Below are 15,969 nucleotides of genomic sequence, written 5' to 3'. Positions count from 1 at the left end.
ATGCCCCTGATGGCTTTGTAAGGCGATGCCGGCGAGACGGGGCATGCGGGTCCGGGGCAACGAGGGAGGATCGCCATGCGGATTTCTGTGGGAATGGATGTCGCCAAGGCGATCCACTGGGCCTGTGCCATCGATGAGGCAGGCCGGACGCTGCTCGATCGGGCGGTGGAGAACACGCCGGAGGGGATCGCCTCCTTCGCGGCCGATCTGCGTGCGCTTGGCGGCGAGCCGGTCATCGGCCTCGACGTGGTGGGCTCTTTCGCGCATTTCCTCGGCGCGTCGCTTCTGGCCGAAGGTTTCCGGCTCGTCCATGCGCCGGGCATTGCCGTCAATCGGGCGGGCCAGGGCTTTGCCGGGGGCGAGAGCAAGTCCGATCCGCGCGACGCCCGCACCATCGCCGACCTGGTGCGCACCCGCGAGCTGCGCCCGATCCTGCCGGACGACGAGACGGTGACGGCGATCCGCCTCAAGGTCGGCCGTCGCCGCGACCTGATCGAGGAGCAGACGCGGCACCTCTGTCGCCTGCGCGGGCTCCTGAGCAGCATCCATCCGGGGCTCGAGCGCGACCTCGACGTCACCTGCAAGGGGCCGCTGGTCCTGCTGACCCGCTACGTCACGCCCGCCGAGATCCGGCATGCCGGAAAGCGGCAGATCATGGCGCATCTCGCGAAGACCCCGCATGTGCAGGGCGCCGAGGCGCTGGCCGACCACGCCCTTGCCGCGGCGCGTGCCCAGATGCTCGCCGTACCCGGCGAGGCGGCCATGGCCGAGCTGGTCCGGGAGATGGCCACCGAAGCACTCGAAACCAGGACGAAGATCGCCCGCCTCGACCGCGACCTCGCGGCCCTGCTCGCCGTCCACCCTGATGGCGCCCTCATCCAGTCGCTGCCGGGGATGGGGGCGGTGCTCGCGGCAGAGTTCATCGCCTGCGTCGGCGACATCCGGCGCTTCCCCTCGGCCGATGCGCTGGCCTCCGCCGCAGGGCTTGCGCCCGTGATCCGGCAGTCGGGCCGAAAGGCAGGCTGGCGGCGCACCTACGGCGGGGACAAGGCCCTCAAGCGCGTCTTCTACCAGGGCGCCTTCTGCGCTGTCTGTCGAAAGGATCCGCTCTCCAAGGCGTTCTACGACCGCAAGCGACGCGAAGGAAAACACCACACCCAGGCGCTCATCGCTCTCGCACGCCGGCGCGTCTCCGTGCTCTGGACCATGATCCAGCGCCGAAAGACCTACGATCCTCTCTTCAAAGCTGCTTGACTTCCGCATTACGCAGCCCTCCGTTCGGGAGAGGCCGCCGTGTCGATCAACTGGCGGATGGCGCGCTTGTTGAAGCCGAAGGTCATCAGCGCCGAGGCGCGATAGCGCGTCAGGCCGAAGTCATGGCGGCACTCGGGCGGCAGGTATTGCAGCTGCTTTTCGGTCGGCGGCTGGCGCAACCAGGAGCGCGTCTTGAAGGCGCTCTCGTCGGTCTCATGGGTGTTCAGCCAGTCGTCCGCCTGTGCGAGGCAGACGGTCCGTTCGCCCACGCCCAGCAGATGCGGGCGTTCGCCTTTGGCCCCGCCGATTGCGTACCAGACCCCGTCCAGCCAGAAGATGCCGCCCCAGGCCGCGAAGCCCGTGGCCATCAGCGCGTCGTCCGTGCCGTAGAGGTCGACCCACGCGAAGCTGGACCGCTTCAGCAGGTCGATCTCGGTCATCATGAAGCCCGACAGCGGCGCGGCACCGCCACCTTCACCGGCCTCTTCGTCCTCGCGCGGGAACGCCTCGCCGCAGAGCGGGCATTCGGTGGCGGCCAGCGGAATATCGGCGCCGCAGCCGGGGCAGGATTTCGTTGGGGCGTCACCAGCCTCGGTCTTGCCGTCCAGATCGACATCCTGCTCCAATGTGCCGTGGATGAGGCTCGAGGTGCCGAAGTCGAGGACAATGCAGTCTGTCTTCACGATGCCGGGGTGTTCCTCGGGATCGACGGTGCGCAGGCCGCGCCCGACCATCTGGATCATCGTGGACTTGTAGGAACTGGGCCGCAGCAGCACGACGCAGGAGGTGGGCGGGTGGTCCCAGCCCTCGGTCAGCACCGCCACGTTGACCACGACGCGGATGCCGCCCGCCGCGTAGTCGGCGAGGATCGCCTTGCGGGTCTCGGCCGCCAGATCGCCGTGGATCAGCGCGGCGGAAACGCCAGCTGCCCTGAACGCGTCAGTGCCATGCTCGGCATGCGCGACGGTGGAGCAGAACACCACGGTCTGCCGGTCGCCTGCCTTCTCCTTCCAGTGGCGGATCACCTCGTCGGTGACGGGGGCGCGGTCCATGATGCCCGCCACCTCCGCCATGTCGAAATCCGACATGGTCTTGCGGACCGAGCGCAACTCGTCCTGCACGCCCACGTCGATGACGAAGGTGCGCGGCGGCACCAGGTGGCCCGAGGCGATCAGCTCGCCCAGCCGCACCTGATCGGCGACATTGTCGAAGACCTCACGCAGCCCCTTCTTGTCGCCCCGGTTCGGGGTGGCCGTGACCCCGAAGATGCGGGCGTCGGGATTGGCCTCGCGTACCCGGTCGATGATGCGGCGGTAGCTGTCGGCGACGGCATGGTGCGCCTCATCCACGACCAGCAGGTCGAGACGCGGCATGTCGGCAAGGTTCGAAGCCCGCGCCAGCGTCGGCACCATGGCGAAGGCGACCTGGCCGCCCCAGGACTTCTCGGTGGCGTCGATGACCGAGGTGGCGACGCCCGGCACCACGCGCTGGAACTTGGCGCGGTTCTGCGCCGTCAACTCGTCGCGATGGGCCAGCACGCATGCCTTGGCGCCGTTGCCAATCAACTCGCCGGTGACCGCCGAGAGCATGATGGTCTTGCCCGCACCGGTGGGCGCCACGCCCAGCGTGTTGCCGCGGGAGGTGAGCGCAGCCACGCTGCGCTCGACGAAGGTCTTCTGGCGGGGGCGCAGGCGCATGGCCGGGATCCCCCCTACTGCGCCCAGCTCGGCCGACCGGCGGCGCCGGGGGCGGACGCAGGCTGGCTGGGCTGTGTGACCGTGGTGGGCTGCTGCGGGGCGTGGCCCTGCGCCGGGGCGGCGGCGGACTGCGGCGCGACCGTGCCCATCAGCGCGGCGTAGTCGCGATGATCGGGGGTGACCGCAGCGCGGATCTCGTTCTTGTCCTCGCCGTTGGTGTCCTGGCCGATGTCGATGCGGGCGACGAATTCGACCCCATCGAGATCGCCGAACCCGTTGATGCGGCGGCGGGCCTGCGCCTCGGGCGAGTTGTCCTTGTCCGACACGCCGCGCGCCGAGTTGAGGATGCCGCGGATCAGGCCGCGCCCCATGTTTGCCCAGTCCGGGCCCTTCGGGCTGTAGAGGCCGATCAGCGACCAGATCTTGCGGCGGGCATAGGGCCCTTCGACGACAGTGTATTCGGCGTCAAGATAGACGGCGCCGGTGGCGGAGCGACGCGCCCAGCCGCCGGTCCAGCCCTGCGACGGGTCGTCGAAGCCGCCGGGGCGGAGCGTCAGGCGCACCTTGGCGAGCGTGCCCTTCGGGATGACGTTGGTGTTGGATTGGGCGGAGTTGAAGTCGTTCCAAGGTCCGGACATTGCGCGGCTCCTTTCAGTTGGAGGATGGGACGCGCAGCGGCGTCAGATGGGAAAAGCCACCCCGGCGACCGGATCGGGACACCGGGCGTGGCGAGAGGCGCTCAGCCATGGCCGGGCTCCTGCGCGGGCGCGGGATCGGCCGGGGTCACCGGCGGCCAGGTCAGGCGTTCGGCGGCAGGCGCTGCGGGACGCTGGATCTTCTCCATCAGCCGGCCGAGATGCGGGGCCTCGACCCTGTCGAGGCGGCCCGAGCGGTCCTTTGCCGGAAAGCCCCAGGGGTTCAGCGTCTGGCAGACGAAGGCGCGTTGAGGCTGGCCGCCCGGGTCCGGGATGTCGGCCATGGTGATGACCTGATCGACGATGCCCGGCAGTTCGAGCCCGGTCTTCGAGCCGTCGATCTGCGGCTGGAAGACCTTGCGGTTGAAGTCGTCGAGCCGCTCGTCGAGGATGCCCACGAACCAGACATGCTTTCCGCGCGTGTGCTGCAGGTGGGTCAGCCAGCCGATCATCTCGCGGCCGTGCAGCCCGTAGGCGCCGCGGATGTCGGGCTTGCCGGTCTTCTCGGAGAACGCCTCGGGCTGCCCACGGCACCACTGGAAGCAGAGCCGCCCGGCCACCGTGATCGAGTCGATGAAGACGGTCTCGTATTTGCCGATCACTGTGGGATCGCCGTACCGCCCGCAGACCTCGTCGAAATGCGCCTGGCTGTAGGGCTGGTCCTCGCGCAGCGCCGGGTTCGGCCCGCCGATGAACACCGCGAAATCCCGGCATTCCTTCCAGGTCCGGGGTCGGAGCGTGTCGATTTCCAGCCCCTCGACCGCCAGATCCCCGGCCTCGAGGTCGAGGAAGAGCGTGGTGGAGGCGTTCAGCGTCCAGAGCAGGCTGGTCTTTCCGATGCCGGACCGGCCGAAGATGACGCCCTTGATGCCCTTGCGTTGGGCGAGCCGTTCGTCGGCGCCGATGATGGGAAGGGCCATCACTGGCCCTCCTTCGTCATCGCCACCGCGGCGGCGCGATCTGCGCCGATGCATCCCGCCTCGCGGGCGAGCTTGTAGAGGCGCTTCAGCGCGTCGGCGCGGCGGTAGGCGGCCGTGCTCTCCCGCTCCGCCTCCACGATCGCGAAGGCGATCTCGTCGACGGTGGCCTCGACGACCGGCAGCGGCTCGCGGGGCTCGTCGCCGGGGCGCTGTGGCGGGGAAATGGTTTCGGGGAGGTCTTCGAGCGCGTAGCTCGCGGCGCGAAGTCGGGTGATGTCGTCCGGCTGGTCCGGCATGGCTGTTCTCCGTGGGATGATGTGATCGAAGAGGCGCATCACGCGGCCTCGCGGACGTCGGGCGCGGGCTCGGCGACGTAGATCGCCAAGAGCGGCGTCCCGTCGGCATGGGCGCCGGCGTCCTCGATCTGATAGTTGCGGTTGGGCTCGCAGACCTCGGTCAGCTCCCAGCGGCGATAGAGCCCCGGAAGACGCCTGAAATCCTCGAGCGACAGATCGGCAGTGCGGTTCATGCGTGTCTGCTTTCGGTTGGAGGGAAGGCGCTCGGGGCGCTCGAATGGGAAAAGCCACCGGCGGCACCGGATCGGGACATCGGTTCAGGGGATTTCCTCGAGGGCGTCTTGCAGCCGGCGCATGGCGCGCTGGTACCGCTTGCGGGCGGCAGCCTCGGTCAGGCCCAGTTCCACGGCGACCTCGGCCTGGGAGAAGCCCTCGATCGCCACGCGGATCACGAGAAGGGCGTCGTCGCCGAGCAGCTTCCGAACGGCGTCGTTCAGCCGTGCGTACCCGGTTGCGCCGATCCCGCTGTCGCCGCTGTCCGCCACCTCGTCGGGATCGGCGCCACTGGCGAGATGTTCGCGCGCCGTGTCGCGCTGGCGCACGCGGATCATGTCGCGCTCGACATTGCGCAGGACCGTGGCCGCGATCCAGTTGACGCGCCCGAGGTCGAGGCTGCGGACTGCCTCGGTGGTGCGCGCCAGTACGTCGGACGCGATCTCGTCGGCGGTGCCGATCCTGCGCCAGATCGACCGGCGGCGGATGGCGTCGAGGCCGGGCCAGAGTGCCAGCAACAGCAGCGTCAGGGCGCAGTCGGACGCGGGCCCGTCGCCCTGCGCTGCCCTGACGAGAGCGGCGAGGATCAGGTTCTTCTGGCCCTGATCGCCGGGGGTGCGGTGCAGTCCGTCCAGCAGGGCCGCCGGATCCCGGAACGCTGCAAGGGCGGCCTGTTCACGCCGGACGGCGTCGAAACTGCGCTGGAAGTCAAGGTTGGAGGATGAATGCATGAGTTGATCACGGATCTCGTGCCACGCGAAGGACATCGGACGCCTGCCTTGCGGCCAGGCGTCCGGCGCCTTCTCGTGGCCAGGTCAGGACGTCGCGCGTCTCTGCGATTTCAGGGGGTTGGGTGAATGCGCGCGTCAGCGCGCGGGTGCGGTCGCGTGGTTCAGCGTGCCGCAGCCGCGGCAGGTGGCCTGCGCCGGGAAGCCCACGAGATACTCGTGCCCCCGTGCGAAGCGCAGGTGCATGCGGCCGTCCCGGCAGACGCCGAGCAGCTTGTCACAGCGCGTGCAGCGCCATTCCGAGTTGTGGGTGGTGGGCTTGGTCTTCGCGGCGCCGGACCAGCTCGTCGGGGCTGCCTGGCGCGGGGGGAAGGGAGTCGGCATGGAAGTGCTCCTCTATGTGGAGCCCTTCCAGTAATCAGCGGTTTGTTAGACCGTCTCCCGCCGCATGTTAGACCGCTGTTAGACGGTCGCTTCCTCGGCTGGCTCGGCCACGGCTTCGGTCGGCTGCGCAGTGAGTAGCAGTCGCCAATATCCGTTCTTCGCACCCTTCCCGATATAGACGTCCCGGATGCTGTCCCAGGTCTCCTTCCGGAACGCCTGCTGGGGGCTTCTGGACTCGAAGCCTTCCATCAGCGCCTTTACCTGAACGTCGGGACTGCCTTTCGCGGCTGCGACCACCAGGCGCTCGAAGATCGTAAGTTGATCGTTCCCAGCGAGGTGAAGCGGCTCCCGGCCAGGAATGAACAGCGTGCCGGACTGCTTGCCTGTCCGAACCACCCGCGGCGACACGCCCCCGCGTGCGAGTGAAAGACCGTCTCGGTACGCGAGTTCTATTCCGTCGCGCGCGAACAGCATTTCCTCGTCCGCCGATGCGAGATGGGACAGCAGCGGCATGACGACGTTAGGCCCAAGATGTGACGGCATCTCCTCGCTCGCGGCGAAGACGATGCCCACCCCAGCGGTGCCCCGCGCGCGCAACATCAGATCCAGTCTCTGCGCCGCTTTGGGATCATTGAGCCGTCGGGCGAAATAGACGGGCACATCTGCCTCATCGATCTGGATCGCGCCGACGAGGGTCAGGTCCGGGTCCAGGATCTGCGCCGCCCGCTTGCTCAGCAGCGGCTTCATCAGGCGCATGAGCGTCTCGTGAAGCCACTGAGCGTTGACCGCGAACATCTCGACATCCGACGCGGGGCGCTTGCCGACATCTTCGCCGAAAGGACCGACAGCGTGGATCATGCCTTCGGTCGCCGACGGCTTGACGGCGCCTTCCCCGTCGACGTCGTCGTCCTCGATGAGAACCACGTCCTGACGGTCGCGGCGCTCGAGCAGGCCGCCTTCGATGAGACGCTTCGGGTCAAGCCCGAGTTCCAGCAGATAACTTCCGCTGACCTCGTCCTCGATGCGATCGTGGAGTTGAACAAGCTGGGGAAATATCGCGCGAAGGTCATCATGCGCGATTTGCCTGAACGCGCTCAGGATTCCCCATTCCTTCAGCAGCGCGAAGCCGAGGCTGCGTTCCTCCGGATCGGGCTTGCTCTGCAGGTTGCAGCTCTTCGTGCCCGCAATCGTGATATTGAGCGTCCGCTGCTTGTCATCGCCGATCAGGTTGTAGGCCACCGCGATGGTGATACGGCTGAACGCTTCGGCACGCCGAAAGATGTTCCGCGCCCCGAGATATCGGTCGGCAACCTCCTGGATGTCATCGTCGACCGTCACCTTGAGCTGAAGCTTGCGGCGCCAGGTTCCCAGCCGGATCTCGGCTTCGATGACGCGCGCGAACTCGAACGCGTACCCTTCGATCTCAGGGGGCTGCAGGAGAAGCGAAGAGCGGAAGCGCGAAAGATTATAGCGCTTCCAGGTCAGAGGTTTCTGGGAAATGTCGTGACCTAGCGCAACTTCGGCGAAGGAGTCGCTGACCGTCTGGCGCACCACGGGGCTGTCCGCGCAGACCTCGATCTGCCGCATCGAGGGCGTGTAGATCAGCGTCGCCTCGTTCGGCGGTCGGTAGTAGATGGTTCCCCGCCGTCCGTCTTGCCGGTGATCGTAGACGCTCGAAAGCGGGCCACCGTGCCGGACGATCAGCATGATGGACGCAGGGTGCGTATCGGTGGCAGGCAGATCGAGCGCCTTGACCGTGCAGGATATCTCGGGCTTCAGCTCGAGCATGCCCTTGATCTTGGACGCCAGCGCCTTTTCGTCGATGGCCGCCGCGTCGAGGGCTACCTGGTTCTCCAGTTCGACCTCGAAGGCGTCGTAGAGCTTGCCGTGGTCGCGGAACTGTCGGGCGAAGTGAAAGCTCTCCGCATCCTCGAAGGTTTCGCGTTCATGGAGATATGCCCAGATGCTTCTGCAGAGCTCATCTGGCTGCCGGTGAAACTCCTGCGACCGTGTCTCATCGAGTTGTTGCTCGACGATGGTGGTGAGCGAGGTGACGCCCTTTTTCTCGGCGAGGGCCCGGATCCTTCGTGATCGCTGCTCCGCAGGTCGCAGGTCATCGCGGTCGAAATCCGACAGCGTCTCGACAAGTGCTTGCCGAAACGCCTCGACCGCTTCTTCGTCGGCGAGGTCGGGAACGTCCTCGGGCAGCTTGAATTCCGGCTCATTGTCGCCCTCGCGCACGGCAAGGGCAGCTCGGGCGAGGTCGACGCGCGCATCCTCGATCAGCGCCAGAACATGCGGACCGATCGGGGATGCTTTGCGCGCCATGAACTCACCTCAATGAACTACTGCTCTCGATTGATTCAACCTGCGATAATCATGGACAAATCCGTGATCGGCAAGCCCTGATGTTCTCTCCCTGTTCGCATTTCTGCATCCCGTTCCTCTGAGATGTCCCGTTCCGGGCGGCTGGGTGGCTTTTGATCGGTAACGACACCACCGAGCATAGCCACCGAGACATGAAACGCCCGAACCCGCTCCCTCCCAACCACATGACACCCGCCGAGCGCCGCACTGAGCTGTGCGGCCTGCTGGCGCTCGGGCTTGTTCGGTTGCGCATGCGGGAGAAGGGCGAAGTATCTGACGATACCGGAGAACGTTGCCTACACTATCCGCCCGGCCAATGCCGTCATGCAACTCCAACTCACCGGAGAAATGCATGAACAAGCCCGATCCCATCCCCGCGCGCCTCGCCGCGCTCAAGACCACACCGACGCCTGACCTGAAGGCGCAGTGGCGCGACCTGTTCGACAGCGAGCCGCCGCCGTTCAACCGCCGCTATCTCGAAAGCCGCATCGCCTATCGCATCCAGGAACTGGCCTATGGCGGGCTGAAGCCAGAGACGATCCGGCGGCTTGAACGGCTGGGCGAGGAACTGGACGGCGGCGACAGGAAGAAGCGCGGCATCCGCGCCGACCGCGACCGCCCCATCATGGGCACGCGCCTCCTGCGCGAATGGCAGGGCGTCGAGCAAATCGTCACCGTCACCGCCGACGGCTTCGAATGGCAGGGGCGGCCCTACAAGTCGCTTTCCGCCATCGCCCGGGCCATCACCGGCACGCGCTGGAACGGGTGGACCTTCTTCGGGCTGAAGAACCACAGGGGGCGAACATGACGAAGTCGCCAGAAAAAGCAAAGGTCGTCCGCAAGCTGCGGTGCGCAGTCTACACCCGGAAGTCCTCCGAGGAAGGGCTGGAGCAGGAGTTCAACAGCCTCCACGCTCAGCGCGAGGCATGCGAAGCCTACATCGCCAGCCAACGCTCCGAGGGCTGGGTGCTGGTCCGCGATCAGTATGACGACGGCGGCATTTCGGGCGGCACGCTGGAACGCCCCGGCCTGCAGCGTCTGCTGGAAGACATCGAGGAAGGGCTGGTAGATGTCGTGGTGGTCTACAAGATCGACCGTCTAAGCCGCTCGCTCGCCGACTTCGCCAAGCTGGTCGAGGTGTTCGACCGCAACGGGGTGACCTTCGTCTCGGTGACGCAGTCGTTCAACACGACCACGTCGATGGGGCGGCTGACGCTGAACATCCTGCTTTCCTTCGCCCAGTTCGAGCGGGAGGTGACGGCCGAGCGCATCCGCGACAAGGTCGCCGCCAGCCGGAAAAAGGGCATGTGGATGGGTGGGGTGCCGCCCTACGGCTATCGCGTCGAGAACCGGAAGCTGGTGGTCGACGAGGAAGCCGCCGCGCATGTCCGCTGGATCTTCGCCCGCTTCCTCGAGATCGGGTCCTGCACGGAACTGGCGCGGGAGGTCGGCACGCGCGGCATCCGCACGCCGCGCGGCAACCCGATCGACAAGAAATACATCTATCGGATGCTCAGCAACCGCGCCTACATCGGTGAGGCGGTCCACAAGGGCGACAGCTATCCCGGCGAGCACGAAGCTATCATCGACCGCGAGACGTGGGACAGTGTCCATGCAATCCTGCAGGAGAGCCCCCGGAAGCGCGCCGCCCGCACACGCGCCGACACGCCCGCACTGCTGAAGGGGCTGCTGTTCGGCCCAGATGGCGCCGCCTTCTCGCCGACGCATACCCGCAAGGGCGACAGGCTATACCGCTACTATGTCAGTCAGACGGTGTTGAAGCACGGCGCCGGATCGTGTCCCGTCGGCCGTGTGCCTGCGGGCGAGATCGAGGCCGCCCTCATCGATCAGATCCGCGCCGTGTTCCGCCAGCCCGAGATCGTTGCGGGAACGTGGAAGGCGGCGCGTGCCCACGCCGACGACGTCTCCGAGGCCGATGCCCGCGCGGCCTTGCAGCAGATCGACCCGCTTTGGGACGAACTTTTCCCCGCCGAACAGGCACGCATCGTCGCGCTGCTGGTCGAGCGAGTCGAAGTCGGCACGCAAGGAATGAATGTGCGGCTCCGGGTCGACGGCCTCGGGAGCCTCGCGCGCGAGATGTTGGCCGGAGACATGGGAGCGGCTGCATGAACCGCGGCACGCCGATTCCTGAGACCATGACGCTCCATGTTCCGTTCCGCGTCGTGAAGCGCGGCGGCCGGAAGGAGATGCAGATGCCCGAGGGTGTTACGCAGTCGCGCCGGACGGATAGTGCGCTGGTCAAGGCGCTGGCGCGCGCGTTCCGGTGGAAACGGATGCTCGAATCCGGCGAGTTCGCCACAATCGCTGAACTGGCCGAGCGCGAGGCAATCGCGCCCTCCTACATGACCCGGGTCCTGCGCCTGACCCAGTTCGCGCCGGACATCGTCGAGGCGATCCTTGATGGTAGGCAGGGAACGGAGGTGACGCTGGCGCGGCTGATGGAAACTCACCCGGTCGATTGGGATGAGCAGAGGGTCGCGCTCCAGTGCACCACCGCCACAGACCAGATTCACCAGGGGACGGGTTTTTGTGCCACGCTTTAACCTCTTGGTTGTTGTGTTACGGAAAGCCCAGAGCTATGGTGTTCGCGTGACACGAGGGAAAGTACTAATGGCGCGACCAAGAGCAGAGAATCCTAGAACAAAGTTTACCAACATCCGGCTGACGGAGGAGGAACGCGCGGCATTCGAAGAGGCTGCGGCAACGAGGGGATACAAGAACGTCAGTGAGTACATTCGCTTCCTGCATTCGGAGCATCTGGGTAAGGAAAGCACTCGGGATAGTGCGATCGAGACGAACGCGCGGACATTTCCGCGGTCACTCGTGCAGCCCTTCCTCACCACGGACAACGGGGAGATTCTGTGGGGCGACAGTCGGGGGTACCTTTTCGGCAAGGCGAAACCGAAAAGCGTAGACCTGATCATGACCAGTCCGCCTTTCGGCCTCGTTCGCAAGAAAAGTTACGGAAACGAAGATGCCGATCAGTATTGTGATTGGTTTCGGCCATTTGCTGAAGGCTTCCATCGTGTCCTGAAGGACAGCGGAAGTCTGGTCATCGATATCGGTGGAGCTTGGAAGCCTGGCCATCCGACGCGCAGCCTCTACCACTTCAAACTACTGGTGATGCTGGTCGAAGAATACGGCTTCCACTTGTGTCAGGAGCACTACTGGTGGAATCCATCGAAGCTCCCGACACCCGCTGAATGGGTGAATGTGCGTCGCGTCCGCGTCAAGGATGCCGTGAACACCGTCTGGTGGCTTGCAAAGACCCCTTATCCAAAGGCGAACAACAAGCGCATTCTGCAGCCATACTCCAAGTCAATGGAGCACTTGCTGAAGAACGGCTATACCGCGAAGTTGCGCCCTTCCGGCCATGACATTTCCGACAAATTCAGCAAGGACAATGGCGGATCAGTCCCACCCAACTTGCTCGCCATCGCGAACACGGAATCGAATGGACGCTACCAGGATCAGTGCCGGGCAGAGAACATTGCCATCCATCCAGCCCGCTTCCCCACGCAGCTGCCTGAGTACTTCATCCGCTTCCTGACCGATCCCGGCGACTTGGTGGTGGATCCGTTCGGTGGATCCTGCGTGACCGGCGTCGTCGCAGAGAACCTACGCAGACGATGGGTCTGTTGCGAGCTTTCTGAGGAATATCTGCTCGGGGCAAAGGCTCGCTTCGTGCCGACCGTCCAGCCACTGCCCAAAGAGCGCGGCGTGCCCTATGAGATCGCTTCGCCCTGCGCACGGCCGGTCGACGAGGAAGCGGTACCGCTCTTTGAAGATGGAGGTGCGCAACGCCCCGCCTCGATGCGCAAGACGGCAACCGCGCCGAAGGTCGCCGCCGAGTGAACATCCAAAGGATACTCGACAAGGCCGGTTTCGGTCCTCGTGTTTCCATGGGCACGGCTGACTGGTCGGTCGTGCCCGACACAGCGGGCGTGTATGTCATCTTTGCCGGGGACGAAGTGATCTATGTGGGCATGGCCAGACGCGACGGCAAAGGCTCGCTCAGGCGGCGGCTCCGCGACCATGCCAGCGGGCAGGTCGTCAACATGTTCGCGCAGTACCTCCTGTTTTATCGCATCCTAGACCCTGCTGATCTACCACGCTCCCCACAGGAGGCAGGGCGGCGTTGCCGCGCGCACATCCGGCAGTTCTGCGAGGTCCGGGTGCTGCCCGCTGCAGATGCTGCCGCCGCTCGCGCCGTTGAAGTGCGATTGCGCGGCGAACTTGCTCCGACCCTCAATGGGCTTAAGCAAAAAGGCGCTCCCTGACCCAAGAATTGAGCCGCCCATCCAGTATCCCCGCGAAGTCCACCGCACGGGGCGCGTCCGCTGTGTCATCGATGAGTGAGGGGACTTCGCGGCTTAGAGCAATCAGTGACCGGCGGATCAGCGAGGGCAATTCGGCTTCGCCACAATATCCCCGCCCATACCGAACGATCTGACCCGCGGCTTCACGGAAACGCGCATTTGCCGTATCGCCCGCCAGATACTTGACCTCGACGATGGCCGCCACGCTTCCAGCTTCGTCGTCGACAATTACTAGGTCCGGACGATCCGCTGCTGCAGCCATCCCGTATGCAGCGAGAACGGCTTCAAGCCGCAGCTCAGATGGCTCCAGCGCAGGTGGCACGTACAGACCGCCGCCTGACTGCCAGAAAACCGAGTACCGCCCGCAGCGCAAGACTGGCTGTCCTGGCCGAGCATCAAGTACAGACAGACGCAGCGGAAGGCCGAGTTCCGCAGACAGCGCTTCCCCGAGTCCCGCCGCAACGGCCAATTCGAAACGACGCCACTCCTCAAGCGGCCCGATGAGCGTGCTTCGAAGGACACGTGAAAGCGCGGCTTCGTCGCCAGCTTCGACCCCCGTCAACGTCGTGTAGGCCGCAATCGCATAGCGATAGATCAGTCGTCGCGACCGCGCTGCATCCCTTACGGCGTTTGGCCCCGGCCTTCGTCCAGCCGTCACGTGCTTCAGCGGTTCTCGCAAAGCGTCAAGCCGCTTCACCGCTGCAATTTCCGTCATCGCCGCCTCGATCAGGGCAGCATAGGCCGAATTCTTGGGCTGCATCGCAAACAGCCGCTCGGCATGAGTTGCGGCCATGTGCACAACCCAAGCGACGACTTGGTTTGGCCCCGTGTTGAACGATCTCACAGGCTCTTCCGAGACAATCAGAGACGGGTGCCCGGACACCCTTCGCGCAATAACCGAAGCCCGGGCATCGATCCTTCCGCGCGCGACTGCGTCATCTGTTCGTCTCTGGAATTGCAGTAGCGCCTGCGCTTCGTGCCGATGGGCAAGGAGATATTGAACGAACTCCCGAACCGGCGCTGAGATCGCCCAGTGCGCGCGAAGGAGTTCGAGATCGCGGGCAAGGTCAAGCGACGGCCGGTCAGCACCGAGAAGCGTCCCAGACCGGAAATGCCGGAGGAAGATTCCTGCTGCAAAGTCGGAAATCGCTCGGTCGATCCCCTCCATCAGACCGCAACCGACTCCATCCGCCGCTTGATCCGATCACTGGAGTCCGCATCAAGGCCGAAGGCGTCTACGGCCGCTTGCGCAAGGAAGTCGGCATCCTGGACCACAATCCCGTCGAGCATCGGCAGCAACACCATGTCCACCGCATCGAGCAAAGCCTCTCGCATCGAGGGCGTAGGGACAGCGAAGAAGTCTGCGCCATCATCCATCGCCTGGACGGCCTTGATTGCATCAATGATCGGGGCGGGTCCAAGGACACGAACCTTGTTGATGGCCGCCCAGAAAGCGCCAAGCGGACAAGGTGCGCCCGCAGCAGGCCCAGCCCAAGTTGGATCAGACTTTCTGATAAAAGACTCAATGAAACCAGCCGTGTCGCGCGGCACGTCGACATAGACCCAGCCAAATCGGCGGCTGAGGGCATAGGACATCTGATACAGAGCGGCCTTGTCGATGGAATTGATGGTTGCGATCAGCCGCCAGTGCGGGCCTGGCGCGAACTCGTATGGCTCTGCCGAGGGCTTGCTTTCTGGCAAGATCACATATTGCGGGCTATCTTTGTCCTCGATGTTTAGCCTGTAGGGCAAAGTGGTCTGCTGGCCGCTCAAGACCGTAAAAAGCGGACCGATCACCTTATCGATGTCGCAACGATTAAGTTCGTCGATGATCAACGGACGATCAAAGCGACGAAGCAAGACGCCAGGAATGAAGGCAACGGCGCCAGCGCCTACTGGTTGGTACCCCCCGATGATGTCTTGCGAACTCCAGTCTGACGAACCTGTCACGAGGGTCCACTTCCCGCCAGTGAGGGTTGCTGCAATCCAGCGCGCGAGAGTTGTCTTCCCGGTTCCAGGTGGACCATACAGCATGATGTGCTGCTTGCCCGATTTCAGCGCCGCATTGATTTGGCGATATACAGTGGGATCGATGCCAAGAAGGTCCGTGTTCTCCGGAATCTCGAGAGACTCGGGCGGAATAATTTCACCGTCATCGTCATTTTCGTCGCCGTCAACTGCAGCGACTGCAACATTCTTTGGCGTCGCAGGCCCGGCCGCCGCCCAAGCGTCCGCGACCATTTTCTTGAGTCGATCAACTTCGGCTTGCGCTGTGAGATCGTAGACCGGGATTGGAGCAGCTGGATTTCCTGCCGGCGCGCATTTGATGTCCGCTGCGAGTGCGTCGATCACATCTCCATAGGTGATCGTGCGCTCCATGCCGTTCTCCGTGATCTTCAACTCGGTGTCGCGCGGCATCAGACCGAGCAGGCCGCAGCCGATGTACACCAGAGGAGCCCCCTTGAAGCGCATCGCTCCTGTCGCGGGATCGAAATTGAACGGTTCGGCAGACGACCCTTGTGGGGTTGCACCGTGAAAGACAAATAGCGCGTGAACCTCGAAGCTCTTGTCTTGGACAAAGTCACCCGGCCCCTGCTGGATCAGCGGCACAAGACGGAACACTACACCCGCCTTGTCTTCCTGCGCCGTGTTGATCGCACCTAGGTTGAATGGACCGCCAGCGGGGTTTTCAGCGCGAAGCCCAGCGGGCTCGGGAATTATGCGATAGATCCATCGCGGGGGCTTGTTCGCGGAATAGTTCGGTTCTTTCCAGTACCCAGCGGCGAGATCGAATTCGTGGCGTTCGCCAAGCCCATCTCTGGTCTTGAAGCCACACTTGGAGAACTGCAGCCCTTTGTCCTTCAGGAAGGTCTTCAACCAAGTGAAGAACTGGCCCTCCAAATTCTGATTATCTTGTGCTGCCATACGGTTGGCCCGTTCCGTTCAGTTGCCTGCTAGATCGGGAGAAGCCTATAGTTGAGATGCGGCCGCGTCTATCGGCTTGGGCAGGCACCT

At 64.6% G+C, this 15,969-nt stretch carries 16 protein-coding genes; 6 read left to right on the top strand and 10 right to left on the bottom strand.

Annotated features, from left to right (window positions below):
* The first annotated feature begins 93 nt into the window (after window positions 1-93).
* Window positions 94-1,254 (top strand): IS110 family RNA-guided transposase, encoded by a 1,161-nt coding sequence (locus tag D5084_RS00765; RefSeq protein WP_202910011.1) that lies wholly within the window; start codon window positions 94-96, stop codon window positions 1,252-1,254.
* A gap of 8 nt (window positions 1,255-1,262) precedes the next feature.
* Here D5084_RS00765 and D5084_RS00760 read toward each other — a convergent pair whose 3' ends face one another.
* The 8 genes from D5084_RS00760 to D5084_RS00725 all read right to left on the bottom strand — a co-directional run bounded on the left by D5084_RS00760 (window position 1,263) and on the right by D5084_RS00725 (window position 8,575).
* A complete protein-coding gene (locus tag D5084_RS00760) occupies window positions 1,263-2,951 on the bottom strand; it encodes a DEAD/DEAH box helicase (RefSeq protein WP_128513610.1) in 1,689 nt (562 codons plus the stop codon).
* 14 nt (window positions 2,952-2,965) lie between these two features.
* The gene (locus tag D5084_RS00755; protein WP_128513609.1) at window positions 2,966-3,589 is read right to left on the bottom strand and encodes a hypothetical protein; all 624 of its coding nucleotides are present in this window, start codon (window positions 3,587-3,589) and stop codon (window positions 2,966-2,968) included.
* Window positions 3,590-3,690: 101 nt separating this feature from the next.
* Window positions 3,691-4,566, bottom strand: a complete 876-nt coding sequence (locus D5084_RS00750; protein WP_128513608.1) for an ATP-binding protein — start codon at window positions 4,564-4,566, stop codon at window positions 3,691-3,693.
* Window positions 4,566-4,901 (bottom strand): hypothetical protein, encoded by a 336-nt coding sequence (locus D5084_RS00745; RefSeq protein ID WP_155523084.1) that lies wholly within the window; start codon window positions 4,899-4,901, stop codon window positions 4,566-4,568. The genes D5084_RS00750 and D5084_RS00745 overlap by 1 nt, the downstream gene beginning before the upstream one ends.
* Complete coding sequence (locus D5084_RS00740) at window positions 4,901-5,095, bottom strand: hypothetical protein (RefSeq protein WP_018303655.1); 195 nt, start codon at window positions 5,093-5,095, stop codon at window positions 4,901-4,903. The genes D5084_RS00745 and D5084_RS00740 overlap by 1 nt, the downstream gene beginning before the upstream one ends.
* A gap of 84 nt (window positions 5,096-5,179) precedes the next feature.
* Window positions 5,180-5,866, bottom strand: coding sequence for an RNA polymerase sigma factor (locus D5084_RS00735; protein WP_238382469.1), 687 nt, complete (start codon window positions 5,864-5,866; stop codon window positions 5,180-5,182).
* A gap of 135 nt (window positions 5,867-6,001) precedes the next feature.
* Window positions 6,002-6,247 carry a hypothetical protein gene (locus tag D5084_RS00730; RefSeq protein ID WP_128513605.1) on the bottom strand — a complete coding sequence of 82 codons (246 nt, stop codon included), beginning with the start codon at window positions 6,245-6,247 and terminating at the stop codon, window positions 6,002-6,004.
* Between the two features lie 78 nt (window positions 6,248-6,325).
* A complete protein-coding gene (locus D5084_RS00725) occupies window positions 6,326-8,575 on the bottom strand; it encodes a hypothetical protein (RefSeq protein ID WP_128513604.1) in 2,250 nt (749 codons plus the stop codon).
* 391 nt (window positions 8,576-8,966) lie between these two features.
* Between D5084_RS00725 and D5084_RS00715 the strand changes: the two genes are divergently transcribed.
* The 5 genes from D5084_RS00715 to D5084_RS00695 all read left to right on the top strand — a co-directional run bounded on the left by D5084_RS00715 (window position 8,967) and on the right by D5084_RS00695 (window position 12,915).
* Window positions 8,967-9,422, top strand: a complete 456-nt coding sequence (locus D5084_RS00715) for a DUF2924 domain-containing protein (RefSeq protein ID WP_128513602.1) — start codon at window positions 8,967-8,969, stop codon at window positions 9,420-9,422.
* Window positions 9,419-10,744 (top strand): recombinase family protein, encoded by a 1,326-nt coding sequence (locus D5084_RS00710; RefSeq protein WP_128513601.1) that lies wholly within the window; start codon window positions 9,419-9,421, stop codon window positions 10,742-10,744. The genes D5084_RS00715 and D5084_RS00710 overlap by 4 nt, the downstream gene beginning before the upstream one ends.
* On the top strand, window positions 10,741-11,178 hold the full coding sequence (locus D5084_RS00705; protein WP_238382468.1) for a hypothetical protein: 438 nt from the start codon (window positions 10,741-10,743) through the stop codon (window positions 11,176-11,178). The genes D5084_RS00710 and D5084_RS00705 overlap by 4 nt, the downstream gene beginning before the upstream one ends.
* A gap of 67 nt (window positions 11,179-11,245) precedes the next feature.
* Complete coding sequence (locus tag D5084_RS00700) at window positions 11,246-12,490, top strand: DNA-methyltransferase (protein ID WP_128513600.1); 1,245 nt, start codon at window positions 11,246-11,248, stop codon at window positions 12,488-12,490.
* Window positions 12,487-12,915, top strand: a complete 429-nt coding sequence (locus D5084_RS00695) for a GIY-YIG nuclease family protein (protein WP_128513599.1) — start codon at window positions 12,487-12,489, stop codon at window positions 12,913-12,915. Before D5084_RS00700 ends, D5084_RS00695 begins: the two co-directional genes overlap by 4 nt.
* Here D5084_RS00695 and D5084_RS00690 read toward each other — a convergent pair.
* On the bottom strand, window positions 12,893-14,122 hold the full coding sequence (locus tag D5084_RS00690; RefSeq protein WP_128513598.1) for a hypothetical protein: 1,230 nt from the start codon (window positions 14,120-14,122) through the stop codon (window positions 12,893-12,895). The two genes, D5084_RS00695 and D5084_RS00690, sit on opposite strands and share 23 nt — an antisense overlap.
* A complete protein-coding gene (locus D5084_RS00685; protein WP_128513597.1) occupies window positions 14,122-15,879 on the bottom strand; it encodes an AAA family ATPase in 1,758 nt (585 codons plus the stop codon). The genes D5084_RS00690 and D5084_RS00685 overlap by 1 nt, the downstream gene beginning before the upstream one ends.
* Between the last annotated feature and the right edge of the window lie 90 nt (window positions 15,880-15,969).

Source organism: Tabrizicola thermarum, from assembly GCF_003574395.1.
Lineage (GTDB): Bacteria > Pseudomonadota > Alphaproteobacteria > Rhodobacterales > Rhodobacteraceae > Tabrizicola > Tabrizicola thermarum.
This window is presented reverse-complemented; position numbering and strand designations above follow the sequence as displayed.

Excerpts from the sequence above, each read along its gene's own strand:
- D5084_RS00765 (WP_202910011.1), top strand. The coding sequence starts at position 94 with ATGGATGTCGCCAAGGCGATCCACTGGGCCTGTGCCATCGATGAGGCA.
- D5084_RS00760 (WP_128513610.1), bottom strand. The coding sequence starts at position 2,951 with ATGCGCCTGCGCCCCCGCCAGAAGACCTTCGTCGAGCGCAGCGTGGCT.
- D5084_RS00755 (WP_128513609.1), bottom strand. The coding sequence starts at position 3,589 with ATGTCCGGACCTTGGAACGACTTCAACTCCGCCCAATCCAACACCAAC.
- D5084_RS00750 (WP_128513608.1), bottom strand. The coding sequence starts at position 4,566 with ATGGCCCTTCCCATCATCGGCGCCGACGAACGGCTCGCCCAACGCAAG.
- D5084_RS00745 (WP_155523084.1), bottom strand. The coding sequence starts at position 4,901 with ATGCGCCTCTTCGATCACATCATCCCACGGAGAACAGCCATGCCGGAC.
- D5084_RS00740 (WP_018303655.1), bottom strand. The coding sequence starts at position 5,095 with ATGAACCGCACTGCCGATCTGTCGCTCGAGGATTTCAGGCGTCTTCCG.
- D5084_RS00735 (WP_238382469.1), bottom strand. The coding sequence starts at position 5,866 with ATGCATTCATCCTCCAACCTTGACTTCCAGCGCAGTTTCGACGCCGTC.
- D5084_RS00730 (WP_128513605.1), bottom strand. The coding sequence starts at position 6,247 with ATGCCGACTCCCTTCCCCCCGCGCCAGGCAGCCCCGACGAGCTGGTCC.
- D5084_RS00725 (WP_128513604.1), bottom strand. The coding sequence starts at position 8,575 with ATGGCGCGCAAAGCATCCCCGATCGGTCCGCATGTTCTGGCGCTGATC.
- D5084_RS00715 (WP_128513602.1), top strand. The coding sequence starts at position 8,967 with ATGAACAAGCCCGATCCCATCCCCGCGCGCCTCGCCGCGCTCAAGACC.
- D5084_RS00710 (WP_128513601.1), top strand. The coding sequence starts at position 9,419 with ATGACGAAGTCGCCAGAAAAAGCAAAGGTCGTCCGCAAGCTGCGGTGC.
- D5084_RS00705 (WP_238382468.1), top strand. The coding sequence starts at position 10,741 with ATGAACCGCGGCACGCCGATTCCTGAGACCATGACGCTCCATGTTCCG.
- D5084_RS00700 (WP_128513600.1), top strand. The coding sequence starts at position 11,246 with ATGGCGCGACCAAGAGCAGAGAATCCTAGAACAAAGTTTACCAACATC.
- D5084_RS00690 (WP_128513598.1), bottom strand. The coding sequence starts at position 14,122 with ATGGAGGGGATCGACCGAGCGATTTCCGACTTTGCAGCAGGAATCTTC.
- D5084_RS00685 (WP_128513597.1), bottom strand. The coding sequence starts at position 15,879 with ATGGCAGCACAAGATAATCAGAATTTGGAGGGCCAGTTCTTCACTTGG.